The sequence below is a fragment of the Paenibacillus hunanensis genome (genome assembly GCF_014645615.1).
Classification (GTDB): Bacteria; Bacillota; Bacilli; order Paenibacillales; family Paenibacillaceae; genus Saccharibacillus; species Saccharibacillus hunanensis.
The window spans coordinates 270,997-295,561 of sequence record NZ_BMMB01000005.1 but is presented as its reverse complement, the minus strand read 5'-3'; the positions used below and the strand labels follow the sequence as shown (position 1 = coordinate 295,561).

18 protein-coding genes and 1 riboswitch are annotated in these 24,565 nt (G+C 48.2%); of the genes, 7 read left to right on the top strand and 11 right to left on the bottom strand.

Translation table 11 applies throughout. From position 1 onward, the window contains the following. The first annotated feature begins 171 nt into the window (after positions 1 to 171). Positions 172 to 915, top strand: coding sequence for an oxygen-insensitive NADPH nitroreductase (nfsA, locus tag IEX62_RS12455; RefSeq protein ID WP_188775846.1), 744 nt, complete (start codon positions 172 to 174; stop codon positions 913 to 915). A 140-nt stretch (positions 916 to 1,055) separates the two neighbouring features. Here the strand turns inward: nfsA and IEX62_RS12450 are convergent, their stop codons facing one another. From IEX62_RS12450 to IEX62_RS12420, 7 genes are all read right to left on the bottom strand, one after another. Next, positions 1,056 to 2,297 carry a hypothetical protein gene (locus tag IEX62_RS12450; RefSeq protein WP_188775845.1) on the bottom strand — a complete coding sequence of 414 codons (1,242 nt, stop codon included), beginning with the start codon at positions 2,295 to 2,297 and terminating at the stop codon, positions 1,056 to 1,058. A 131-nt stretch (positions 2,298 to 2,428) separates the two neighbouring features. Continuing rightward, positions 2,429 to 3,814, bottom strand: coding sequence for an MDR family MFS transporter (locus IEX62_RS12445; RefSeq protein WP_188775844.1), 1,386 nt, complete (start codon positions 3,812 to 3,814; stop codon positions 2,429 to 2,431). 173 nt (positions 3,815 to 3,987) lie between these two features. Then, a complete protein-coding gene (locus IEX62_RS12440; RefSeq protein ID WP_188775843.1) occupies positions 3,988 to 4,782 on the bottom strand; it encodes a TatD family hydrolase in 795 nt (264 codons plus the stop codon). Then, positions 4,779 to 5,639, bottom strand: coding sequence for an ABC transporter ATP-binding protein (locus tag IEX62_RS12435; protein WP_188775842.1), 861 nt, complete (start codon positions 5,637 to 5,639; stop codon positions 4,779 to 4,781). The genes IEX62_RS12440 and IEX62_RS12435 overlap by 4 nt, the downstream gene beginning before the upstream one ends. 1 nt (position 5,640) lies before the next feature. Further along, the gene (locus tag IEX62_RS12430) at positions 5,641 to 6,423 is read right to left on the bottom strand and encodes an ABC transporter permease (protein WP_188776071.1); all 783 of its coding nucleotides are present in this window, start codon (positions 6,421 to 6,423) and stop codon (positions 5,641 to 5,643) included. After that, positions 6,423 to 6,713: a thiamine-binding protein gene (locus tag IEX62_RS12425; protein WP_188775841.1), complete on the bottom strand. Its 291-nt coding sequence runs from the start codon at positions 6,711 to 6,713 to the stop codon at positions 6,423 to 6,425. Before IEX62_RS12425 ends, IEX62_RS12430 begins: the two co-directional genes overlap by 1 nt. A 659-nt stretch (positions 6,714 to 7,372) precedes the next feature. After that, positions 7,373 to 8,407 (bottom strand): ABC transporter substrate-binding protein, encoded by a 1,035-nt coding sequence (locus tag IEX62_RS12420; protein WP_188775840.1) that lies wholly within the window; start codon positions 8,405 to 8,407, stop codon positions 7,373 to 7,375. Between the two features lie 105 nt (positions 8,408 to 8,512). After that, positions 8,513 to 8,624: riboswitch (TPP riboswitch) on the bottom strand. 217 nt (positions 8,625 to 8,841) lie between these two features. On the opposite strand from IEX62_RS12420, the gene IEX62_RS12415 reads away from it, so the two are divergent. The 6 genes from IEX62_RS12415 (at position 8,842) to IEX62_RS12390 (ending at position 16,641) form a co-directional block, all read left to right on the top strand. Continuing rightward, positions 8,842 to 9,258, top strand: coding sequence for a pyridoxamine 5'-phosphate oxidase family protein (locus IEX62_RS12415; RefSeq protein WP_188775839.1), 417 nt, complete (start codon positions 8,842 to 8,844; stop codon positions 9,256 to 9,258). 509 nt (positions 9,259 to 9,767) lie between these two features. Next, positions 9,768 to 9,986 carry an aspartyl-phosphate phosphatase Spo0E family protein gene (locus IEX62_RS12410; RefSeq protein ID WP_188775838.1) on the top strand — a complete coding sequence of 73 codons (219 nt, stop codon included), beginning with the start codon at positions 9,768 to 9,770 and terminating at the stop codon, positions 9,984 to 9,986. 205 nt (positions 9,987 to 10,191) lie between these two features. Then, complete coding sequence (locus IEX62_RS12405; protein WP_188775837.1) at positions 10,192 to 11,859, top strand: DUF8769 domain-containing protein; 1,668 nt, start codon at positions 10,192 to 10,194, stop codon at positions 11,857 to 11,859. A 504-nt stretch (positions 11,860 to 12,363) separates the two neighbouring features. Then, positions 12,364 to 14,643 carry a bifunctional 2',3'-cyclic-nucleotide 2'-phosphodiesterase/3'-nucleotidase gene (locus IEX62_RS12400; RefSeq protein WP_229685749.1) on the top strand — a complete coding sequence of 760 codons (2,280 nt, stop codon included), beginning with the start codon at positions 12,364 to 12,366 and terminating at the stop codon, positions 14,641 to 14,643. 610 nt (positions 14,644 to 15,253) lie between these two features. Further along, complete coding sequence (locus IEX62_RS12395) at positions 15,254 to 16,276, top strand: EAL domain-containing protein (RefSeq protein ID WP_188775835.1); 1,023 nt, start codon at positions 15,254 to 15,256, stop codon at positions 16,274 to 16,276. Between the two features lie 224 nt (positions 16,277 to 16,500). After that, entirely contained in the window at positions 16,501 to 16,641 is a 141-nt protein-coding gene (locus tag IEX62_RS12390) for a hypothetical protein (protein WP_188775834.1), read from the top strand. A gap of 324 nt (positions 16,642 to 16,965) precedes the next feature. On the opposite strand, the gene IEX62_RS12385 is transcribed toward IEX62_RS12390, so the two are convergent. The 4 genes from IEX62_RS12385 to IEX62_RS12370 form a co-directional block, all read right to left on the bottom strand. Further along, positions 16,966 to 18,120, bottom strand: a complete 1,155-nt coding sequence (locus IEX62_RS12385) for a mannitol-1-phosphate 5-dehydrogenase (protein WP_188775833.1) — start codon at positions 18,118 to 18,120, stop codon at positions 16,966 to 16,968. Between the two features lie 240 nt (positions 18,121 to 18,360). Continuing rightward, the gene (locus IEX62_RS12380; protein ID WP_188775832.1) at positions 18,361 to 20,343 is read right to left on the bottom strand and encodes a PTS mannitol transporter subunit IICBA; all 1,983 of its coding nucleotides are present in this window, start codon (positions 20,341 to 20,343) and stop codon (positions 18,361 to 18,363) included. Further along, the gene (locus IEX62_RS12375; RefSeq protein WP_188775831.1) at positions 20,340 to 22,466 is read right to left on the bottom strand and encodes a BglG family transcription antiterminator; all 2,127 of its coding nucleotides are present in this window, start codon (positions 22,464 to 22,466) and stop codon (positions 20,340 to 20,342) included. Before IEX62_RS12375 ends, IEX62_RS12380 begins: the two co-directional genes overlap by 4 nt. Before the next feature lie 699 nt (positions 22,467 to 23,165). Further along, positions 23,166 to 24,116 (bottom strand): cation diffusion facilitator family transporter, encoded by a 951-nt coding sequence (locus IEX62_RS12370; protein WP_229685748.1) that lies wholly within the window; start codon positions 24,114 to 24,116, stop codon positions 23,166 to 23,168. Between the last annotated feature and the right edge of the window lie 449 nt (positions 24,117 to 24,565).

Sequence of the window (24,565 nt, the reverse complement as noted above, 5' to 3'; positions counted from 1 at the left end):
ATGAATACACGATAGGGGTATCCAATATCTAATTAAAAATGAATCTATTGTTGATCGTGCACATCATCAAACACTCCATCCCCTGCGTGATTTGGCTTCTATTGTGTTAATAAGGTAATATACTTATGAAACATTAGTAGAGAACCACATGCAGACAGGAGTGACTACCGGATGAATGATACAATCCGTTTATTAATGAATCACCGCTCGATCCGCAGCTACAAGCCAGATGCGGTAACCGACGAACAATTAGAAGCCATTGTAGCAGCAGGGCAGATGGCGTCCAGCTCCAGCAATGTGCAGGCGTATAGCGTGATTGCAGTAAAAGATCCTGAGCGCAAAGCAAGCCTTGCCCGTATGGCAGGAAGTCAGCGCTACATCGAAGAATGCCCCGTATTCCTCGTATGGTGTGCAGACCTGTATCGTTTGGAGCACGCCGTACAAAAGCATGCGCCAGAAAAGGAATCGTATGTAGATGCAGTTGAGAACTTTATCGTTGCAACCGCAGATGTGACACTGGCTGCTCAGAACGCAGCGATCGCTGCTGAATCGATGGGTCTGGGCGTTGTATACATTGGTGGTATCCGTACCGATATCGAGGGCGTATCCGAGCTGTTAGGCTTACCAGAGTACGTTTACCCAATCTATGGTATGTGCCTCGGCTACCCTAATCAGGAGCCAGGTCTGCGTCCACGCTTGCCCCTGAAGGCGGTATTGCATCGCGAAGCCTACGATGCAGATGCAACACTGCAAGCGGTAGAGGAATACGATGATACGATGGTGCAGTATCTCACCGAACGCACAGGCGGTATCAAAACCACGCCATGGTCTGAACAGATGGCGCAGAAGTTCACCACACCTTCGCGTATGCAGCTCAAGGAATTTTTGGAGAAGAAGGGTTTTAATAAGCGTTGATATGCTACTTTGAAATGTCATATATGCCAATACAGTAGACGTATAGCTGGCTTGAATAAATATAAAAAAAGAGCGACTTTTCCCATTCGAATTCGGAGAAAAGTTGCTCTTTTTGAATTATTAATAAGCTTTAGTGCGGCTTATGCTTGTTGGATATGAAGAAGGAATGATGTTCGATTATTGTGCAGGTCAGGAATGAAAAGCATTATGCGCGAACCTATGTCGTGCATTAGCATTTCATGAGTTTGCGCATTATAAAACTGAATATGTTCCATTCCAAGCGCGTCTTTATATTTGATAACCATCAACTTTTCATCAAAAAATTCTACAGTATGCTCTAGTTTCAGGCTGCAAGGTAATACACCTGAATTTAAATGATAAACCTTTTTGGTTGACTGATCTTGATCTACAGCAATCCCGATTGAATATGTTTCATTAATGAAGACTCGCTCTAATTCCATAGTAAAGTGTAACGAATGTTTAGCTTGCATGCTTAATTCATAATGAATTAATTCTGATGAACCAGTAGCAAAATGTGTTTTAAGTAGAAAGATTTGATTGTTAAATTGAATATGTTGTACATACCCGACAGAGAAGTCACATTCATCTAAGATAAAATGATCTCCTAAGCTCTGGTATTCTTTGATAGCCGCAATCCATTGTTGTAGAGGAATGATAATTCTAGTTTGGTGACTCATCGTGTTGTACAAGTCGTGCTTGCGTTGCTTCCACGATTCTCTTTTATTGTTCAGAGAAACTCTACCTGTACTAAGGAGCAAAAAATCAATTCCGTCATACATATGCCGCTCAATATGAGAGAGATTTAGTAAAGAATCATATTCGCTCAAGTATGACGGAACTGTAAAAGCTTGTTGTTCATTCAGATCGATCAGCAAACATTCAGAAAATCCGTAATTCTCATTTCTCGAAAAGGGATCAAGTTCAGGCACTTTGATTAACACATATTGATCATCTAGACTATAGAGTTCAAGACGCCACAGCGAGGAATTCTCAGTGTCTTCGGCTATATCATCTATAAAAGAATGGCGGTACACTTCGCTTTCTCTCATTGTCTTACAATCGAATGCATATATAATGAGCGTTGCTTCATGGTTCATCCATTGTAAGCTTGCCGTATGTAGAGTGGTTTTACCCGGAGTGTAACTCTCAAAAGATATACAAGATGAATAAGAAGAAAATTGATGCTGCTGATGAACAGTATCAAAACGCAGAATACCTGCTTGACTATCGGCAGATAGCTCATCCTCTTGATTCATATCTTTACTTACATGAAAAAAATGAAATCGATCATCAAAAGAAATACCGGAATAATTCAAAAATCTGTCTGGATAGTGATCAATGATATGTAGATTATTCAACATAGAAGCTCCTTGCTCAATAAAATATGCAATATTATTGCTGTGGTTATATCAAACTAAATGCAGTAAGTAAATAGACTGACGCCATTATAAAGTCTGACGTCAGTCTATTGCTGTCTATATAAAACTTTCAGCTACTGCTGATGATTCAACAGCTTACTACTCGGCGGCAAGAACAACGCCACCACCAGATTCAGCACCGCTACAGCAAGCATGAGCAGGAACACTGCATGAATCCCATTAGCGATCTGCTCCGGGCTGTCTGCCGTAACGACCGAGTTGAACACCAGACCGAATACAGCAACGCTGACCGTTTGACCAAGTGAGTTCATCAGTGTATTTGTCGAGGTTGCTACGCTACGCATACGGAAGTCGACGGCGCCCTGAATAATGACCATCGATGGTGTGACGATGCAGCCCATGCCCAGTCCGATCAGCACCAGCGAGGCAACGATTAGACCATACGTAGAGCCTGCTTGCATAATCGCCACCAGTAGACTGCCTGCTACGACGAGCACAGAGCCGAAGATAATGAGCCATTTGGCACCGATGCGGTACATCAATCTACCGGACAGCGTCGATGCGAGCGGCCATGCGATCGACATCGGCATGAGCGCAAGCCCTGCCAGTGTTGCACTGGAGCCAGATACATCCTGCATCCAGAGAGCGCAATAGACCGTTACCCCCATCACCATCCAGCGGGTAGTGAAGCCGAGAATATACGGGATGTTCAGCACGGGATTGCGGAACAGGCTCAGCGGCAGCATCGGTTCAGCCGCTCGACGCTCAATCCACAGGAACAGACCGAGGAAGACAACCGTTACGAGGAACATCACCAGAATTACCGGAGAATTCCACGCATATTCCTCACCGCCTGTGAGTAGAGCGAGCAGTAGAGCAGTCATTCCGACGGTAAAGGTAATCGCACCTGCATAGTCGATCGCCTTTTTCTGCTTGGCGAATGACTCATGATAATACAGGAAAATAAACATGATCGCGATAATGCCAACCGGCAGATTAATAAAGAAAATCCAGCGCCATGAAATATAGTCGACAAAATAACCACCTACCAGTGGCCCGAACAGGCCGGCAATCGACCAGACCGAGGAGAAAATCCCCTGCACCTTGGCGCGTTCCTTACCTGGATACAGATCGCCCACGATCGTAAAGGTCACCGGTGTCAGCGCCCCTGCGCCAATCCCTTGTAGCGCGCGATACCAGATCAGCTCAGTCATCGAGCCAGCCAGACCGCACAGCATTGAGCCGACGACGAATAGACCAAGACCAATCGCAAATACGAGCCTGCGACCGTACAGATCGCCAAGCTTACCGAAGATCGGTGTAGCGATGCAAGTTGTTAATGTATAGACGGAGAAAATCCAGCTAATCAGGCTGAGTCCGCCAAGTGAATCAATAATACGTGGTGAAGCCGTACTGACAACGGTAGAATCAAGCGCCCCGATGAACAGGGCAGCCAGCAAGCCCACCGTTACCATCGAGCGGTTCGTTTGCTTGGACATCGAAGCGGTTTCCTTCTTTCTGTATTGGACCTGAGATGTGAATGGCAGGTAATGCCAAATGAATGCGTTCAATATCGTATCCGGTTCGCCCTGTACGGTCAAGTACCAAAATACATCGATTTTACAAATTCGCCGTTAGCGGATGCTATAGCTATAGGTAGACTGTCAGCATGCTAGATCTGATACAGTCTGCATGCATTAGCATATAGCTGCTCGGCAGCCGCTGTCTCTTCTAGTCCTTGAATCTGCGCCCATGCACGGCACACTTCACGTACCATCGCGGGCACAGTTGGTCTCCCGGCAAAAGGCCCTTCAAACGGCCACGGCCCATCCGTTTCCGTCATGACCAGTTCCCGCGGATAGACAGCAGCGAGCTCACGAATTTCAGTCTCATACACAATATCCGGTGTAAACGAGATATAATACCCGCGCTGTGCCAGCCGCTCAATCTGCGCTGCAGAGCCTTTAAACCAGTGAAAATGAGCCCGTGTTATGCCGTGCTGCTCTAGCATATCGCATACCGTGTCTGCATCCTCATACACGGCATGTAGCACGACAGGCTTATCGCATCGCTGGGCTAATTGTAGCTGCTGATCCAGCAGATCGATATAGCCCTGTTCATCCAGTGCATAGCCCTCAGCCACTAATTCCTGTCGTCGATAGTAGGGCAGACCGATCTCACCGATCGCTACCGCTTCGCTAATTCGAGCCTCGATCCATTGCAGCAATGCTCCTGTCTGCTGAGGAGTGGGCAATGGCTGCTCAGGATGATAACCATATGCAGGCTTGACGATACCGGGATACGTACGTGCCAGCGATTCGGTACGCTGACACGACTCCCGATTCATCGATACGGCGATCAGCGTATTCAGTCCATGACGCGGCAGCTCACGAATGATAGAGCGCACCTCGCTATCCCGATATTGATCCAGATGAATATGAGCGTCGATCCATGACACTGGGGTCATTTTGCGCTCACCTCCTCGCGCAGCAGCTCGGTCAGTCGTCTGCGTAGGGCAATAAAGGAAGGGCTATCTACCAGCTCCTCACGCCGTGGACGTTCAAAAGGAACCTCAACTCGCTCCAGCACCCGTGCTGGACGATTGGATAGTACATAGATCGTGTCAGATAGCAGTAAAGCTTCTTCAATATGATGCGTGATAAAAACAACAGAGCGCCGATTTTCCTCCCAGATGCGCAGCAGCCAGCTTTGCATTTCACTGCGAGTAAAGGCATCCAGCGCACTGAATGGCTCATCCAGACAGAGTAATGACTGTGGGCCAAGCAGCGCGCGCAGGAAAGCGACACGCTGCTGCATTCCACCGGACAGCATATGTGGATACGCCTGTCGGAATTCACCCAGACTGACCTTATCCAGCCAGACTCGTGCCAGCTCTAGTGATTCCTGCTGTGGCAAGCCGGCCGTCTCGCGTGCGAGTACAACATTTTGCTCAATCGTACGCCATGGAAACAGGGCAGGCTGCTGTGGCATATAGCCAGCACGTCCACGCTGTCCATTGATGCGCTTGCCCTGTAGCATAATGGCGCCATCATCGGGTAAGAGTACACCGCCGATCATTTGCAATAATGTACTTTTACCTGAACCCGAAGGCCCGATAATCGAGACAAACTCCCCCTCCTGCACAGTAAGCGAGATATTGTCCATCACATGAAGCTGCTTTTTGCCCTTACCGAAGGCTTTGCGAATATGACGTAGCTCCAGAAAAGGCGCGTCTGGCTTCGGAAAATCAGATAGAGCCAGATTCGCAAAATTACTGCTTGGTACGGGGGACTTGTGATCTGTCGATAGATTAGGACTCTTCATCTCATCGTCCTCCTTGTCGTTCATGATTCGTTCGTTGCCAGCGGATACACCAGTGCTCCAGCAGTACGATTAGCGAGAACATCACCAGACTGAGTGCGATCACGATCAGAATCGCTACAAACATCCGATCCGTGCGAAACGCTGATTGCTGCAATAGCATATAATACCCAAGTCCTTGATCACTGCTAATCCATTCCGCAATAATTGCGCCCATGATGCTATATGTTGCGGCGATACGCAGTCCCGAAAAGACAGCAGGCAGACTGTACGGCAGCTCCAGCTTCCAGAAAATCTGACCGCGTGACGCGCCGATCATCTGCATATAATTGAGCATCGTCCGATCGGTTCCAGCAAGTCCACCTAGCGCCGCGACTGTAATCGGGAAGAAGCAGACCAGCACAATCACGATCAGCTTCGACAGGATGCCAAAGCCGAACCAGATAATGAGCAACGGGCCGAGTGCAATCACCGGAATATTTTGACTCAAAATAAGCAGTGGATATAACGCCTGACGAAGAAATGGAATCACATGCAGAATGCCTGCTACCAGTAGACCGATTACCACACCGATGCCAAAGCCCTCCAGTGTGAGTTGTAGCGTCGCCCATGTATGCCCGATCAGACGCTCATAGCTATGGCTCGCTTCGCTTACGATCCGCGCTGGACTGGGGAGAATCCAGTCCTCAATGTGGAAGAATGATGTTGCCGCCTGCCAGAAGATGAGGAACAAAACGACCGCCCCTAAGGGCGGCCATATGCCTTTCCACCAGTCACGTATGGACATCAACGATACTTCTCCGTCAATCCATTCATGCTGATGCCGTCTGGATTGTGGGCGATTTTGATCTGGGAAATGATGCTGGGGCTACCCTTCTCCACAAGCGCCTCATGCATACGACGAACGATATCCAGTAGCTCTGGCAGCTCGCCTTCCATTGTTGTTTCGAGCGGATGCACCTCGTATTTTACGCCGGACGATTGAATGACCTCGATGGCTGTGTCTACGTAATCGTAGGAATTTTCGCCGGGCTGAGTTTTGGGGATGACCTGGATGCTGAGTAAAGTGTTAGCCATTGTGTGCCTCCTGAAGTGGGAATAAACATCCTTTGCTGATTGGGCAGTGTGCAAACTTATGGTGATGAGCAGCAACCACTCCGGGAAGGAATAAGGGGACGGACTCCGTGGAGCCGCGGGAATCTTTTGGAATGGGGTGTACATGAAGATTCCCGCCCCTCCAAAGTCGTCCTTTTCCCTTATTTCCTTCCCTCCGTTCCGTGTTGCTTGCATCATGAAGTTTGTACACACGCCCTGGCAAATTAATGTTGTATTACCAAAGATATTTTATAGCCGTAAAGCATGTTACTTTAAGTGCATGCTCATTTTAAATGCATACCTATTGTATAAAGATACTTTATAAAAAATTATCTGCGTCATTACTGATCGTAATCTAGTTCATGCCACGCAATTTCATCCTAAATCTCACCTTATTCCTAAATTACTAAACCGTACTTTAATAAGATGAAAGCTACTCTCCAGATAAAATGAAACTCACTTCTCATTAACGCTCCGATGCGCGATCGAAGCAATATCAAAGCCAAAGCAAAGAAGCGATATTAAGGCAAGGAAGCACACTCCAAACACCGAAGCGGCATCAAAGTAATGAAGCAATATGGAGGTCACAAAGCAACCTCCATATAATCAAGCATGCTCCAAGCCATTACGATTAGCAGCAATTATTTACTTGTTTGTGGTGCTGGCAGGAAATCATTCGTAAATGCTTTGCTGGCGTCGAGTGGTTGTTCGAGCAGTTTTTGCTTGTACATCCAGTCGGCGTAGCCTTTCCATACCTGTTCTTTTTGTAGTCCCCACTGGGAAGCGTCGTCTTGATAGCGTGGAGAGAGCCATTCCTGGCTGGCTTTGACGAGCTTTGGATCGAGATCGGGTACGGCTTTGGTAAGGATGTCGGCTGCTTTGTTGGGATTGGCGATGGCGTATTCGTAGCCTTTGGCGGTTGCGCTCATGAAGGCTTTGACGAGCTCAGGGTCTCTTTGGATTTGTTGCTCGTTGGTAGTGATGACAGGTGTGTAGTAGTCGAGACTAGGTGAGTAGTCTTTGACGTACAGCATATCCAGTGGTTCGCCGCGCAGCTTGGCTTCGATACCCGTCCAGCCGTAGTAGATCCAGGCAAAATCAATTCCTTTTTTCACGGCTGTAAAATAGTCGGCATCGCCGATGTTGACGCTTTTGACTTTGGTCACATCACCGCCATCGGTATCCATAATCGACTTCATGACGGCTTCTTCCACGGGGGAGCCCCATGCGCCATAGGATTTGCCTTCCATGTCCTTCGGTGTTTTGATACCGCGATCGACAGGTGCGGCAAAGCCAGATGTATTATGCTGAATGACGGCTGCGATGGAGACGAGCGGTACGCCCTGTACACGTGCCTGCGTGACGCTTTCCTGATAGCTGATGCCAAAAGGTACTTTACCGGAGGCAACGAGCGTATCCGCGCTGCTCTGACCCGGCTGGATGATCTCTACATTCAAGCCTGCGTCCTTGTAATAGCCCATCTGCTGAGCGACATACAGCCCGGTATGATTCGTATTGGGTGTCCAGTCCAGCACGACCTGCACATCCTTGAGTGCAGGTGAATTGCCGCTCAATGCGCCGGATGAGGCGTTGTTTTCTTTTTGTCCGCATGCTGTCATGACAAGCAGTGCACCTGCGATGAGCAGGATGCCCAGTGTAGTTCCGATTTTTCTCATTACGGTTGTTGCTCCCTTCGTAGTCACCCATTCGTCCTGCAAATTGCTGTATAAAATAAAAAAGCGCCCCGGACCCGGGACGACATAGGTGCATATATGAGCTTACATACATGGCATGTGTAGCTTCCTACGCTGGCATTATCCAGATCAGGTATAAGGGTCAGTATTAATCGAATACACTCTCAGCCGGACTCCTCCAGCTCCCCACACGTTATGCGCTTTTTCTAGGTGTAATTATAGACGAGCCGTTCCAGCCTGTCCAGCAGGATAGTGGAAGGGGCGTACGGTTCAGCAGGTAACAGAGCGGGTATGTAACGAGTGGAGACATGAACGCGAACGACGCGACACATGGAACTACAGTGTTAGCGAATTCCTAACACATTAGTGTTAGTGTTCCTCTAAATACTAATTCGAATTGCGGAAGGAGCTTGATCATGAGTACAGCAACTACAGAACAAGCAATCATCAAAGCCCTGGAGAACAATCCATTTTGCGCATTTGGTACAGTAGAAAACAATAAGCCTCGTGTACGTTACATGGCACTATATAATGATGGGCTGCACATCCATCTCGCGACTGACCGCAAAACGCATAAAGTCGAAGAGTTGGAGCAAAACCCGAACTGCTACTTGCTACTTGGTTATGAAAAGGGCGGTAACAGTGAAGTGGTACAGATCGAAGCGACCTGCAAAGTGTCCAGCGATAGCGAGCTGAAGCAACGTGTCTGGAAAGATGAATTTAAAAAATGGCTGGATGGCCCAGACGATCCGGATTATGTTGTACTGGATATCACGCCACAAATGATTGAATATATTGACCAAGACGGTAATCGTCAAACATGGGAAGCCTAATCGCTGACATGTAACGCGTCGATGATCCGACAAAATTAGCGCTATTCAGCGCTTTGGAACAAACGGTAAACGGACTCTGGCACGATTGCTGGGGTCCGTTTTTTGCGCTGTGTGACAGGCATGATGCAAAATACACGTTTATTCGTTATCGAAATTTGTAATATTTACGTATACATACCGACAGAGTGGAACGGATTTTTTGTCAGTTTTTGCTTCCATTATCAGGATAAAATAGGGACTGTAGGAACTTGAAACTGCTTGTAAAATTAAGGTATAACGAATATAAAGCTACAAATTTTAGTTATTAAGCATGTGGCTCATATCGTGTTCATACGGTAGAGTCAAACGATGTTTTTATAGCAGGATGTAGCACCCTATTTCGTATGAGCGATCATACAATAAGGTGACATACCGTTTCCATACGGAGTCTCCTCCATAGCAGCCGCTAGAGCTGCTTGTCAGCGCGGGTTATGGATGCCGGAAGGGATAAACGACGGGAGGTGGTTTCCTTGGATTTGAAAAAGATGGAACAGCAAATCGAGCAGGAGCGCCGTATTTTGAATCAGATGGCTGCCGAGCATGGCATTTGTGACCACCGCGTGATCGATCAATCCGAGCAACTCGATCGGATTATGGATTCCTATCTGTATCATAAACAGCTTAAAAATAGAAAACTGTCTCGTGATTTGAATGACAATTGCTTTCCACAGACACCTTTGGAAGGCTGAAAATGAAAACGCCAAGCTGGCTCTATGCCGGTTTGACGTTTTTTTGTTATGGAGTGAACGAGATGGAAAATGGCGCAGTCATCGTTATCAGGTGGATCGCATCGGGCATACGGTTTATGGTTGCAAACAAGTTTATTGCCAGATGAAGCGATCGTGCAGCATACTTTGAAGCATTCATCGATATGGGGAAGGGGCGGTATGGAGGATGGGCAAACGCAATAACATCGCATCATTATCACCGGACAAGCAATTTTTGATACAGCAGGCAATGGATGAGCTGGATGCACGCTATGATGCAGATGTGCATATGATTCGCGGAGAAGAGGATCAGCATGATACACGGGAAAGTGCACATTACGCGCTTGGACTACTCCTGCGCGGCGGTGCGGAAGAAGTGAAGACAGCCTGCCGGATCATCGAGCAAATTCTTGAGCTACAGCTCGTACAGCCAGGCGAAATCTATGATGGCACCTTCAATACCTCACTGGAACGTCCGGTGCCGCCAGCCGGGCATAGTGCCTGGAGCAGCTTCCCGCCGGGCTTTGGCTATGCGCAGTCTGACGCGCTGGATGAGGTGTATCGCCGTTTTGCCGAATATGGCAAGCTGGCAGGTGATGAGCAGCTCGCACAGCTATTTCGGCAGGCGACAGATGAAGTATTTCCACGTGTATGGGAGAGCTTTGATCCGAACTGGCGTGAATTTATCGCATCGACATTTGCGGTGATATTAGAGCATTTTGAGCATGAATTGCCCGTAGAGCTGGTGGAGCGAATGGATCGTGCGATGCAGCTTACAGTGACGACCTCGCTGGAGCGCTATCGCTCCCAATCGATTCCGACTAATACGAATATTGAGCTAATGCACCTGTTTATTACGCATTATTACGGGCATCGTTATGGACATCTGGAATGGATGACACATGCAGAGCAGGGAGCGGCGATGCTGCTCCGTGATTATATGGAGCTGCATTCCTTTGCTGAGTTTAATTCCAGCACGTATTATGGCGTTGATCTGACGGTGCTAGGGATGTGGCGTGTGTACGGACGTACACTGTCATTTCGTCATATCGGCTTGGAGCTGGAGCATGGATTATGGCAGGATATCGCCGACTTTTACGGCCCGAAGCTGGAAAATATTTGCGGTCCCTTTGCCCGTAGCTATGAAAATGATATTACCGAGCATAGCTCGATCGGTGTGCTGCTCTATCTGGCGCTTGGCGAAGAATATCGCCACCTGACGCGTGTGAATTGTGAAACCAGCCATAATCTATTGATCGCGCTTGTGGGCGTGGATATGCAGGAGCAGACGAGAGAACGGCTACTGCATCGAGGCACCGAGCGCTTTGTCACCCGTCAATTCAAAGAGCTATGTGAACGCGATCTGCCCGGGCAAAATCGCCATGTATGCACAGCGAAGGCATGGATTACAGATCGGCTGATGATCGGTGGATTGTCGGGCAGTCGCAATACGAATGGACAGATGCACCATGCAACAGCGCACTGGATGACAACAGCTGGAGAGCGGTATTCGATGCGCATGGTGCGGCGCGAGCAGGGGCAGAGCTGGAACACGCATTTACGCGGCATGAGCTTTGAGGTAGAGGTCGGTGTACGCAGGCTGGATATTACAGCAAGGTTCCAGACGGATGTGTCGATGGAGCTTGTATTTGAGCTGGATGGTCTGGCGCAGGAGCAGCTTGGCATGACCCAGCAGGGCTGGCATTTACCCGGACTGAACATCATGGTGCATACCGATGCACCTGCACCGACTGTGCTACAGCAGGGCTCACGCGTAGAGATCGTATATGCGGCGGGCAGCAGCAATGCGAGCAGAGATGTACTACATTTTGGGCTTACCTTTGAGGAGCAGTGAGGTCGATCTAGCGAGCTAGCTGCGTCCTGTGTAGAGATAGGATGCTTTATACAGGACAGGCTCTCTCTCGTACACAGAGGCTAGAGCCATCGGTGGAGCATAGGTGCGGCATGCTTAGTGCAGGCTAGATATAGCTTACCATGCGCGATAATACTGCTGAAAGCGAAGACAACAAAGCCATCACATCCTGTCTAAAATACGACACTAACATAACACCCGATCGTAGCTATTACATTAAATTTAAAAAAATAGTAAAGAAACGTTAACTTCTGCTTCAAATATTGTAATCAATAGTATACAATTTTACCAAGCAATCGCACGTAAGGAAGTTTGTTAGCTTCGATTTTACCACCGGTCAATATTTGATTGATCTTAGTGAAATGTGCTTTGATCATGCTGTTTGTACATATCTGGCTTCGGCCACCTGTTTTTATGACCGGATTTGGAAGCGATACAAAATGACTCTGATACGTGCCCAACATCATGCGGGAGGGGTTATGCATTTTGAAACTGGGGAAAAAGACAATTCGTAAAGCAGTGACCGCTTTGGTCGCACTACAGCTCTTCGCTGTAACAGCCGTTCCGGTATTCGCAGCGGAAACGACTGGTAGTGCCGTCGTTAAGATTCGTCTCATGGAGACAACGGATATTCACACTAACGTTGTGAACTATGATTATTACTCCGACAAGCCGACTGATGAGTATGGCTATGCCAAAACGGCAACACTGATCAAGCAAGCACGCGCCGAAGCGAAAAACAGCGTACTGATCGACAATGGTGATCTGCTGCAAGGTACACCGCTGGGCGATTACATGGCAAAGGTTAATCCGCTCAAGCCAGGCGAGGTTCATCCGGTGTACAAAGCGATGAATCAGTTTGGCTACGATGCAGGTAACTATGGTAACCATGAGTTCAACTACGGTCTGGACTTCCTGGCGAATGCTGTAAAAGGCGCTAATTTCCCATATGTGAATGCCAATATCTATACCGATGACGGTACAGGCAAAGGCGAGAAAAACTACTTTACCCCTTACCTCATTCTCGACAAAAAAGTAACGGATGAGAGCGGTGCGACACATGATCTGAAGGTCGGTGTGATCGGCTTCGTTCCACCACAAATTATGCAGTGGGACAGCGCGAACCTGAACGGCAAGGTTGTCGTGAAGGATATCGTGGAAACCGCTAACAAGTTTATCCCGCAAATGAAGGCAGAAGGTGCAGATATCATTATCGCGGTTCCACACTCCGGCTTCGAGGATATCCCACAAACCGAGCTAATGGAAAACTCTGTGCTGTACCTGAGCAAGGTGCCAGGCATTGATGCGATTATGTTCGGTCACGCACACAAGGTGTTCCCAAGCAGTGACTTCGCTGGTAAAACAGGCGTGGATCTGGAAAAAGGAACGATCAATGGCGTACCTTCCGTAGAGCCTGGCTTCTGGGGCGACCATCTCGGTATTATCGATATGGAGCTGACTCAGGATGGCGACAAATGGAAAGTAACAAACTCAACTGTAGAAGCACGTCCAATCTATGACAAAGCGACCAAATCCGCACTTGTAAGTGCAGATCAAAGCGTCGTCGATTCCGTATACAAAGAACACGAGGAAACACTGGATTACATCCGTGGACCAGTCGGCACGACAACATCCCGTATTACCAGCTATTTTGCACTGGTGAAGGATGATCCATCGATCCAGATCGTAACGAATGCTCAAAAATGGTATCTGGAGCAGAAGCTGCAAGGTACAGACTATGAAGGCATGCCTATCCTGTCCGCAGGTGCGCCATTCAAAGCAGGCGGTCGTTCCGGTGCGAACTATTACACCGATATCCCTGCTGGCACCATTGCGATCAAAAACGTATCTGACCTGTACGTGTATCCAAATACCGTATATGCAGTAAAAGTAAACGGTGCAGAGGTGAAGAACTGGCTCGAATGGTCAGCAGGCCAATTCAACCAGATCGATCCGTCTAAAACAGGCGAGCAGCCGCTGATCAACATGGACTTCCCAACGTACAATTTTGACGTCATTGATGGCGTAACGTACCAGATCGATGTGACTCAGCCAGCGAAATACGATGGCAAAGGCAACGTTGTGAACGAATCTGCGAACCGTATCGTGAATCTGGAATACAACGGCAAGCCAATCGATCCAAAGCAGGAATTCATCGTAGCAACCAATAACTATCGCGCATCCTCGTCCAAGCTGGCGAATCCAGATGGCAAGCGTATCGTACTGGCTGCTCCAGATGAGAACCGTCAGGTGATCATCGACTATATCCGTGAAAACAAAACGATCAACCCAACTGCTGATGGCAACTGGTCATTCGCGCCAATTAAAGGTAAAGCCAATGTTACCTTCAATACATCGCCAAATGCACAAAGCGCATTGTCCACGAAGTCCGCGGTAGCGGGTGCAGGTGAAGCAATCGCTTATGAAGGTACTGCAGCAGATGGATTTGCCAAATATACGATTGATCTGTCGAGTGCAGCAGCGCCAGTCAAAGGTAGTGAGCCAGCGAAAACGACCACTCCGGCGAAGCCTGCAACACCTGCTACACCAGGAACCAAACCAGCAGAGCCAGCGAAGCCAGCTACACCGGCAGCGCCACCTGTTAAGGGCTCCTCGGATCAAACCTACACCATTAAACGCGGTGACAATCTGTACCGGATCGGTCTGAAATATGGCGTTTCCTGGGGAGAGCTAGCGAAATTCAATAAGATTACAGACCCAACACACTTGCAGGTTGGAGATGTGCTTGAGATTCCAGCCAACTGATTGACTGCTATAGGAACGAGCTAAACCCGAAGAGCTGTGGTGTATAACACCGCAGCTCTTTTGTTAAACGAAGATGACTTCCCCGATAACGATTGGCATCTCTTCAGGTCACATTGAAAGTTACTTGTTGTGATTAATATGTATTCATTATGGGTAAATAGAACTATTTATGAGCGGACGACAACAATCGCTCATTCCATTTATCGTGTTAGCGACCTCCTAACATGAGGTTCAATGAAAAGTGATATTTTCAAAGCAAACGATCTTACGATATCGATACTCTTGCACCATTCTAGCGTTTGGCACCATAAACGCGAGGTAAAATGAAAAAGGGATTTTTGCGTATCAAAATATCTGTACCTTATTTGAATATGACCTGAAGTGAATGACGTTTAAGAAGCCAAATAAATAGAAAAGGATGCAGCTATACCATCGATCGGTCTGCCGCGATAGCGTTTGCGGGGGAAGCCAGTGAGTGTATACTGGAAATAGCTTCAGTCAGCTAATGTGCTGTCAGAAGGCTTGATCCAATAGTATTCGTCTTACAGGCGCGCAGAAAATGCAGCCGTTTGGTGTACAGCACATCGTATTCGACCCGGGGAGGGTAACTATGAATTGTAGCGAATGTAGCTATATTCAACCAATTGAGGATCAGGGTGTCGTGTCATTGCGACCGCTGTCGGCTTCATTAGAGCAAACAATGCACGGTCAGGATTTTGACTTTGTAATTATAGGGGACACAGTATCGATCGATTATTATTCGAGAGAACAGATGCTGGATATTTTACAATGGGTGTGCATGCTGCCTATGGTGGAAGGAAGCGATTTGCAGGTGGGAATTTGGGGAGCAGGCAATATTGGAGGGGAGCCTTCCTGGCTTCCAGCAACGGTGATTATCTCCCGCTTGCAAAATTACGATATTGTCGATATTATACGTCGGCGTCAATTTACAAGTCATATGCAGCCGATTGTGGATGAACAGGAGCAGGTGGTCGCTTACGAATTCCTGCTGCGTCCGATTGTAGATGGACCTTCGTTTCAGCCCTATCGTCTGTTCGATATTGCGCATCGTACCGGATTGCATTCCTTTCTGGATCGTGCGGCACGGATCTCGGCAATCGAGACTAGTGCAGAGCATCTGCCACGCGGAATCAAGCGGTTTATTAACTTTTTGCCGTCATCGATCTACAATCCGCAGTATTGTCTCAGTCATACTTTTGCGGCGATTGAGCGCTTGAATCTCGACCCGAAGGACTTCGTATTTGAAGTGGTGGAGACGGAAAATATTTTGCATATGCCCAAGCTACAAAATATTTTTGACGTGTATCGTAGCAATGGCATTTTTGTAGCGCTGGATGATGTGGGCTCCGGTTATTCCAAGCCCGAGCTGATCGATAAGCTGAAGCCGGATTATGTGAAAATTGATCGTGGATTGATCGATCATTGTGATCAGGATAAGGCGAAGCAGCAGCAGATTGAGCATATCGTGGAGCGTTCACTTGCTACAGGTAGCCGTGTGCTGGCAGAGGGGATCGAACGTCGTGAGGAGTTTGAATTTTGCCGTAGCATCGGAATTAATCTGGGGCAGGGGTATTTGTTTGGCAGACCGGCAGATCAGCCTGTTGCTAGATAAGTGGCTAGCACTATAGATTCATATGAAGACCGATTTTAGCTCGTCCTATAAGCAAAAACGGCAAGCCCCTTTCGAGTGGAAGGGGGCTTTTTACTGTGTATTCCAATGTGCGATGGGTCGATATACGGATAGGTGAATCCTACGAGTTATGCTACAATTATAGGAAGATATAGAGCGTTTCGGTGGGGCGATCACGGCGTAGCCTTCCATGAGGAGGTGATGCCATGATCGCACTTGTTTTGATTGAGTTTGCGGATATATTAAAGATGATCGCTGCTTCGCTTAGTATTGTACTCAGCGGACGAAGGCTGTACCGTCTTGTTCGTCGCAAGCTTAAAAACAAGCAGAAAAAACCCACCGAGTAAGGTTGACCGCCTTCGGTGGGTTGGATAAATACCTGAGGGTATAGCGCGCCGTGGGTTCTACCACGCTTTATGTCCCATAGCTCTACCGTTGGCGCGGTAGGGCTATTTTGTATGGCCGTTAACCGTAATGAACCACAGTTAACTGGAATTAACCTCATTTTATACTGGTGCCAGTATATTTTCAAGGCTCGTCCTGTAACATGTGACAGGATAAGCAGTAGTTTGGGTGTAAATGTTGTTGCTTTTTTAGACCGAAATATGACGCGTGACATGGTGGGAATCAAGCGAACGACCTGTTCCCACCATGTCTTACGAGGGCAGGCATTAACCCTTCAAGCTTTTCAGCTCCTCATAAGCAGCCATCACTTTATTATAATCCTCACTATCCTTAGCAAAGCCAGTCACGTCGCTCACGACCGGGCCTACGCCTTCAGCCTGAATACGTCCTTGCAGCTCAGCGGATTGGGGATCATTGGCATTGTCATAATGGAATGCCGCTGCTGCGCCTTGCAGTAGATGATCGCGTCCAAGACCTAGCTCAGCTGCCATATTGGCAGGGCCGATCAGACGATCAGCAGGGCCGAGCTTACGTAGAGGCTCGCGGCCAACACGAATCACTTCGTCACGAATGTATGGATTTTTGAAGCGTGTTTCGATTTTGTCGATGTATTTGGCATGCTCGTCTGCGTCGAAGCCATGCTTTTTCACAAGGGCTGCGCCGCTTTCTTCCATGGCTGGGCGTACGATGGCGCGTACCGATTCATCCTGAATGCTCTGGTCAATCGTTTCAATGCCTTTCAGGAAGCCCAGGTAAGCAGTGATCGCATGACCGGTGTTGAGTGTGAACAGCTTGCGCTGTACATAGGCAACAAGATTGTCAGTCAGCTTCATACCGTCGATTTGAGGTGTACCGCCCTTGAGCTTCGGCTCCTCGACGATCCACTCATGGAATGCTTCTACACCTACATCCAGCAGGTTGTCGCCCTGGAATGGAGGCACGATGCGGTCAACAGAGCAGTTTGCGAAGCCGACATGCTCCTGTGCGTATGCTTTGCCTTCCTCGGACAGATGGCTTTCCACTTGCTCTTGCAGGTGGCTTGTAGCGCCAACCATATTTTCACATGCGATAATGTTCAGCGCGCCTGCACCCGCATTTCGACGTGCCTCGATGCCCTGTGCAATCGTTGGGGCGATAAATTTAAGTACGTTTGGACCGACAGCGGTTGTAATGATCTCTGCTGTCGCAATCTCATCGATAATCTCCGTTCCATTTGACATGCAGCCTGATACGTTCGTAATGGTCTGCACACTTTTTTCGAGATCAAGGATATGAATGTTGTAGCTCTTTTGCTCGTTCAGCGCGTTGATCATTTGCTCATTGACATCGGCAAAAATGACATGATAGCCTGCGTTAGCTAGCAGTGCTCCGATAAATCCACGACCGATATTACCTGCTCCGAATTGAATTGCTTTTTTCATAACTTGCACCTCCGTAAGTATAGGACAGCTTGCCATTTGCAGTTATATAGGGATTGCCAGAAAATTGATTCTCGCAAGGATAGGCAAAGACAGGCTGCTTTGGATAGGTTGAATATGTGATAACTACATAACAGATGAACAGAAACAGACCAATAAACAGGTTAAATCAGCAGCCTATTCGCTGCTGATTTAACCATTCATACTCTATTTGTAACCAGTAGCTGGCTCATGTGTACCCGATTAGATCGAGAATGTGCGATAGATTTCGTCTGCATCGGTTACTTTTGCCAGATGCTGTACAACCGACTCGTCTTCGATTGTTTCTGCGATTTTGGTCAGGATTTGCAAATGCTCTCCACCTGCACCAGCGATACCAATAACGAGATACGCTTTGCCGCCTTCAAAATCAACGCCCTGCGGATATTGCAGTACTACGATACCCGAGGTTTGAATTTGTTTTTTCGCCTCACCTACGCCGTGTGGGATGGCTACGCCATTACCGATGTAGGTTGTTGCTACCTTTTCACGCTCATGCATAGCGGCTACATAGTCTGGCTTCACATAACCGGAAGCTGCGAGCAGCTCGCCTGCTCTACGAATCGCTTCTTCCTTTGGCTCACTTGCGAGACCGAGGACAATGTTCTCTTTACGCAGTACGCCTGTACCTGTAGCAGCGGAAGCACCCTCCTGCGTATCTGCAACGATATGCGGTGCATTGTGGCTCAGCACCTCACTTACTTCTTCGCGTACACCAGCCGCTTCTTTCGGTACGGAGGATGCAGCATTACCAGAGGTTGCGTCTTTGAGCTTCTGGATCATATCATCATAGATCGGGTTATTAATGAAATTATCGATCGATACGTGCTGTGCATTAGGTGCTTTGCCGCGTGCACGGCTGGTCAGGTTTTGCTGAGTAACGACGATATCAGCATCGCCTGGAATAGCGTCAACTGCCGAGTTGGTAACCTGAATTGGCAGACCAGCTTGTTGAACTTTTTTACGGAATGACGATGCGCCCATTGCGCTCGAACCCATACCTGCATCACAGGCGAAGACGATTTTACGAACATTACCTGTTTGCAGATCGCCAGCTGTTGTCAGTGCCATTGCAGGTGTAGCGCCACCTGTGCTTTTCATGCTCTTCGATGCGGCTTGTGCTTTTTCCAGATCGCCTTCGTTTACTGGTGAACGACGCAGGAAGAATGCGGATAGCAGGAACGATACGAGTGCAGCCGCAGCTACACCAGCGATAACCTGCAATATACCACCTTTTGGAGCAAGTGCGAGAATAGCGATAATACTACCAGGCGAAGCAGCACTGGTCAGACCGCTACCCAGAATGCTATTTACAAATACACCCGCCATACCACCGAGAATAACAGATACGAACAGAATCGGCTTCATCAGTACATACGGGAAGTAAATTTCGTGAATCCCACCAAAGAATTGAATGATAATTGCACCCGGTGCAGAAGCTTTAATCGAACCTTTACCAAACAACCAGTAGGCGAGCAGTACGCCAAGACCTGGACCTGGGTTAGCTTCCAGCAGGTAGAAAATCGATTTACCAGTTTCCAGTGATTGCTGTGCGCCCAGCGGTGTGAAGATACCGTGGTTGATCGCATTGTTCAGGAACAGAATTTTACCAGGCTCTACAAACAGGGAAACAAGTGGTAACAGGTCATGGGCAACGAGGAAGTTAACGCCTGCCTCGATCAGGTGCGTAAAGCCCTGTACCAGTGGACCAATTCCGACATAGCCGAGAATAGCAAGCACCATACCAATAATACCAGCCGAGAAGTTGTTAACGAGCATTTCAAAGCCGGCTTTTACCTTGCCTTCAATCGCTTTGTCGAATTGCTTGATTACCCAACCGCCAAGTGGACCCATAATCATGGCTCCGATGAACATTGGGATATCAGCGCCGACGATAACGCCCATAGCAGCGATAGCACCAAGTACACCACCACGATGATCATGAACAACCTTACCGCCAGTATAAGCAATTAGCAGCGGCAGCAGGTATTTGATCATCGGGTCTACCATTGTTGCTAGTGTAGCATTTGGAAACCAGCCAGTTGGGATAAACAGTGCTGTTAATAACCCCCACGCGATAAATGCGCCGATGTTTGGCATAACCATCGAGCTAAGAAAGCGTCCAAAGCCTTGTACACGGTCGCGTACGCTGCGTTTAGCAGGAGCAGAAGTGTTTACTGTGCTCATAATTGTTCAACCTCCATCATATATTGTTCGATTTTACGGGTGTACAGATCCCGCATCATACCGGATATTTCGGACTTGAGCTCGGATGGTTGATCCGAGACAAGCCTTGTGACAAAGCCAGGACGGTCAATGAGCGATTTGCTCACTTCATTGACGGCTTCCAGATAGGACTTACTGCTATTCTTTGGAGCGAGCAGCACGATGGCAGCGTATAGATCCACCGATTGGGTTGCTGCCTGAATCGGTTCGGAGAACCGAATAATGCCTAGAAATAATGTTGGAACGACGCTGGAACGACAGTGGAGCAGGATCAATCCATCCTGAGACAATACCGTCTCACCCATCCGCTCTCGTTCATGTAGCTCCTGTTCTAGAATGCTGGCGCGTTCGGCTGAGCCGGTAAACATGCCAGCAAGCTGATGGATCAGATCCGATACAGATTCGATACGGAAGGCATCCCGGATGACAAGTCCAGCAGTCAGGTCGAGAATACCGGTTACGGTATCCTTGTGCGATCCGAGTGTATCGGTGAGTCGTTCTGCTGGATCGGAAGTGCGCTGTAGCTGTGGACGACTGGTGCTACGAACCTCCAGTCTCGATAGCATTTTGCGTATATCGTTAATATCTTCTGGCGATAACAGCGGCGACACGCGAATGGTTGGAATATGGCTATCCACCTCAACCGTAGAAATGATCACATCGGCGCGCGTTTCCATGCGAGCAGCCTCCGAGGAGGACACTACATCGATAATTTGTAGCGAGGGGAACTCACGCTTCACTCGAATGGAGAGCAAGCTGGAGGTGCCCATTCCGCTAGCGCAGGCGATGATCGCTTTGAGCGGCTTCGTCTGTGCGGCGGCATATTCGGACATGGCACCGATATGCATCGCCAGATAGCCAATCTCCGCTTCCGGTACATCACGTCCGGTAAAATCGGCAAGCAGCCCTGCACATTTGCGAGCGATTTCAAAGGTGGCGCCGTATTGCTCCTTGATCTGAGCGAGCAGTGGATTGCGAATATCCAGACCTAAGCGTAATCGCTCAATCGCTGGCCCCAGATGATTAATAAAGCCTGCGAATAGCTTGCTGTTTCCTTTTAGCTCAAAGCCGGTTTCTGCCTCAGCCATCTTGAGGATGTCGCGGGCGAGCTTGACCAGCTCAAAGCTGACATGCTCATAATACGAATCGGATTCGGCACCAAGCCGGGTTTCGGCTCCTTTGAGGTGCATCGTAATATAGCCCATCTCATCCTCAGGGATCGTAATTTGAAACGATTCCTCCAGCCGCTCGGCAAGCTGGCGTGCGATACGAAATTCGCTTAGCTGCTTTAATTCATCCAGCACGCGTGGCGCAATCGTAATGCGCTGTCCGCTGCGAATACGTTCAATCGCAAGTGCCAGATGGACGGTGAGCCCGATGTAGGCGCTATCCGTCAGCTTCATATGCATATCTCGTTCCAAAGCGCCGAGATATTGCTGAAGCTGATCCATCATGCCATCATCGACCAGATTAAGCAGTCGATTGCGGATATGAAACTGTACTCGTCCCGGCTCTTCATCTGCCGGAAAGCGATCGCGCACCAGATGAGTAAGCTGATATTCATCCACACTCTCATACAATAAATGCACAAGCGCCGAGCGGATGCTGCTCTCGGTGCCTTCGATGTATACGCCAAGTCCGGGCTTGCGCACAAGTGTAATATCAAAGGAGGCTAGCCACTGCTCAATGCGATCCAGATCATTGCTCAGGGTGCCCTCGGTCACCTTAAATTGTGAAGCAAAAGCATACAGTTTAATCGGTTCACGAGAAAGGAGGAGTTCGCTGATTATGAAGTAATGCCTTTCCTCGCGGGTGTAATCCTTACGCGGGGTTTGCCCTTCCAGCTCCTGACGTGCTGCGTGAAGCGCAGGCTCATCACCTTCGAGGGCAAGACCAGTACCAGGCTTTCGAATCAATTTGAGCTCATGCTGACGTAACCATTCTTCAACAGCAGGTAGCTCACGCTTGACCGTTTTTTCGCTGACGTCCAGATGATCCGACACATCGCGGATCGTAATATATTCGCCATGTGCACCGATCAAAAACTGAAGCATCATCGTCAGCCTGTCGGTCAGCTTCTTCAAAATCGAAAACCTCCTTTCCAAATATCCGATTGTAAACGATACCATGAACATTCTACTAAGAAAGAAGAACTAGGTTCTATATTTCAAATTTTATGCCTTTCACCCGTCGACATCAATTGAAAGATGCCATAAATTGTCCTCTGTGCATAAGGGACAAAGGTAAAGAAAGCCTTGCAAATAAAGGAAAGTAAAGATGGGATAAGGGGAAATGCACTTCAGCCGCGTGGCGGTGTATGTATAAAAATGACAAGCGGCTAATCGTAAAACACACCATCCTGATGTGACAAATAACGACATACTCGTCATTGCTGGATCGTGAATATGGAAGTGCTCGATAGAGAGGTATAAGTTAGTTGGCAAAAATACCATAAATTGCATGTATACGATATGTATTAAACCGCGAATAAACTTGTCTAAACATACACACAATAATTTGCTAAAAAGAAAGCTCGCTGAGAAAAGAAGGGAGAAGGAGAGGGGAGAATTGCTTTAGGTATGATGACATACTTAGTAAGCAGTAAGCAGTAAGCAGTAAGCAGTAAGCAGTAAGCAGTAAGCAGTAAGCAGTAAGCAAGCAGCCTGATCTTATCATTTATCAGGCTACTTGCATATCACAATGGCAATTCTAAACTAAAACCTTCCATATAACATGGTGTCATACTGCCGATCTATCGCATGCGCGATACAGTCTATCCGCTTTTATCGAGAGGAAGTCGGTGGAGCAGACTTCGTTGTAGCAGCCGCAGACGTAGCCTCTTTTTCATCGGCATACCACGGATTCAAATGCACCAGCACCTCGGTCACCTGTGCATCAGCCTGCATAATATTCCTTTTCATCAATCTGGAAATGTCGTGCCCTTGCTGAATGGTCAGCGTCGCGTCTACACCGATGCGAATATCGACGACGATATAATGTCCGTGCTCACGAGCGCGGATACGGTCGATTCGTTTTACCTCTGGCATAGCGCTCAGCACCGCAGTATAATCGTCGATCTTTTGTGGCTGAACGGCTTTTTCCATCAAAATATCGATCGATTCGCGTCCTGTCTCGTAGGCGAGCTTTAAAATAAGCAGCGCGACAATAATACCTGCGATTGGATCGCCATATGCTAACAGGGAATAGCCATAATACTCCCCGATCAGCGCCAGCCCGATTCCGAGAAATGCCGCCGCAGATGCGTATACATCGGCTAGATGATCCTGTGCGGTTGCGATCAGCCCCTTGCTATTCGCCGCACGTCCTGCCTTCATCGTGTACACATACAGTGCGAGCTTCCACACCATTGATATCGCCGCCGCGATCAGCGCGATCACATGCGGCTGCGCTGGCGGTTCAAACAGAAGCATAATCGAATGATACCCGATATAAAATGCCGCCAGCATCAAAATAACCGCTACCATACTCGCCCCGACCACCTCAGCCTTACCATGTCCATACGGATGATCCTCATCCGGTGGAATCGCGGAGATGCGCATCGAGCCAAGCGCTGTCGCTGAGGCAATCACGTCACCAGCATTGTGAATACCATCGGCGATCAAGACCTGACTGTTAAATAAAAAGCCGACAATCAGCTTGAGCAGCGTTAACGCAATATTACTGAACAGACTGAGCCAGGCAGCCAGCATAGATGAAGCATTGGAAACACTCATAAGTGAAAGGCCCTCCTGCCATGAAAATAATTAAACTGCAACCCGGCTTCTTTAGGCCTTGCCATCGCTTATTGGGAGGCGTATGCAACTCCAAAGGGATGCAAAAAGAAGCCAATCGATTCGCCTTTACTCTTATGATGAAGTATGAGGTATGCCATCTATACGCTTACTTCATATCCTAACATGAGGGTCTGTACGGCGATTATGCGTATACAACCATATGCCATATACGCGCTGGAGGCAAGTCTATTTTAGGATAAATGTGTAAAATAGCCGATGCGCGTATAAGACGATAAGGCTGATGTCACTGCTGAGCGATGTGGGATTATGCTGTCCCTGTATGCTATTCCTATAGAAAGGACAGAATAGGCAAGACCGTGACCTCCGATCGGAGAAACACGGTCTTGCCTGTAGCCATAGAATGTATGTCATTTCAATTCAGCTATAGT

Coding starts and splice junctions, on each gene's coding strand:
- IEX62_RS12385 (WP_188775833.1), bottom strand. CDS start 18,120: ATGAAAAAAGCAATTCAATTCGGAGCAGGTAATATCGGTCGTGGATTT.
- IEX62_RS12390 (WP_188775834.1), top strand. CDS start 16,501: ATGATCGCACTTGTTTTGATTGAGTTTGCGGATATATTAAAGATGATC.
- IEX62_RS12440 (WP_188775843.1), bottom strand. CDS start 4,782: ATGACCCCAGTGTCATGGATCGACGCTCATATTCATCTGGATCAATAT.
- IEX62_RS12420 (WP_188775840.1), bottom strand. CDS start 8,407: ATGAGAAAAATCGGAACTACACTGGGCATCCTGCTCATCGCAGGTGCA.
- IEX62_RS12415 (WP_188775839.1), top strand. CDS start 8,842: ATGAGTACAGCAACTACAGAACAAGCAATCATCAAAGCCCTGGAGAAC.
- IEX62_RS12405 (WP_188775837.1), top strand. CDS start 10,192: ATGGGCAAACGCAATAACATCGCATCATTATCACCGGACAAGCAATTT.
- IEX62_RS12435 (WP_188775842.1), bottom strand. CDS start 5,639: ATGAAGAGTCCTAATCTATCGACAGATCACAAGTCCCCCGTACCAAGC.
- IEX62_RS12370 (WP_229685748.1), bottom strand. CDS start 24,116: ATGAGTGTTTCCAATGCTTCATCTATGCTGGCTGCCTGGCTCAGTCTG.
- IEX62_RS12380 (WP_188775832.1), bottom strand. CDS start 20,343: ATGAGCACAGTAAACACTTCTGCTCCTGCTAAACGCAGCGTACGCGAC.
- IEX62_RS12450 (WP_188775845.1), bottom strand. CDS start 2,297: ATGTTGAATAATCTACATATCATTGATCACTATCCAGACAGATTTTTG.
- IEX62_RS12430 (WP_188776071.1), bottom strand. CDS start 6,423: ATGTCCATACGTGACTGGTGGAAAGGCATATGGCCGCCCTTAGGGGCG.
- IEX62_RS12425 (WP_188775841.1), bottom strand. CDS start 6,713: ATGGCTAACACTTTACTCAGCATCCAGGTCATCCCCAAAACTCAGCCC.
- IEX62_RS12445 (WP_188775844.1), bottom strand. CDS start 3,814: ATGTCCAAGCAAACGAACCGCTCGATGGTAACGGTGGGCTTGCTGGCT.
- IEX62_RS12395 (WP_188775835.1), top strand. CDS start 15,254: ATGAATTGTAGCGAATGTAGCTATATTCAACCAATTGAGGATCAGGGT.
- nfsA (WP_188775846.1), top strand. CDS start 172: ATGAATGATACAATCCGTTTATTAATGAATCACCGCTCGATCCGCAGC.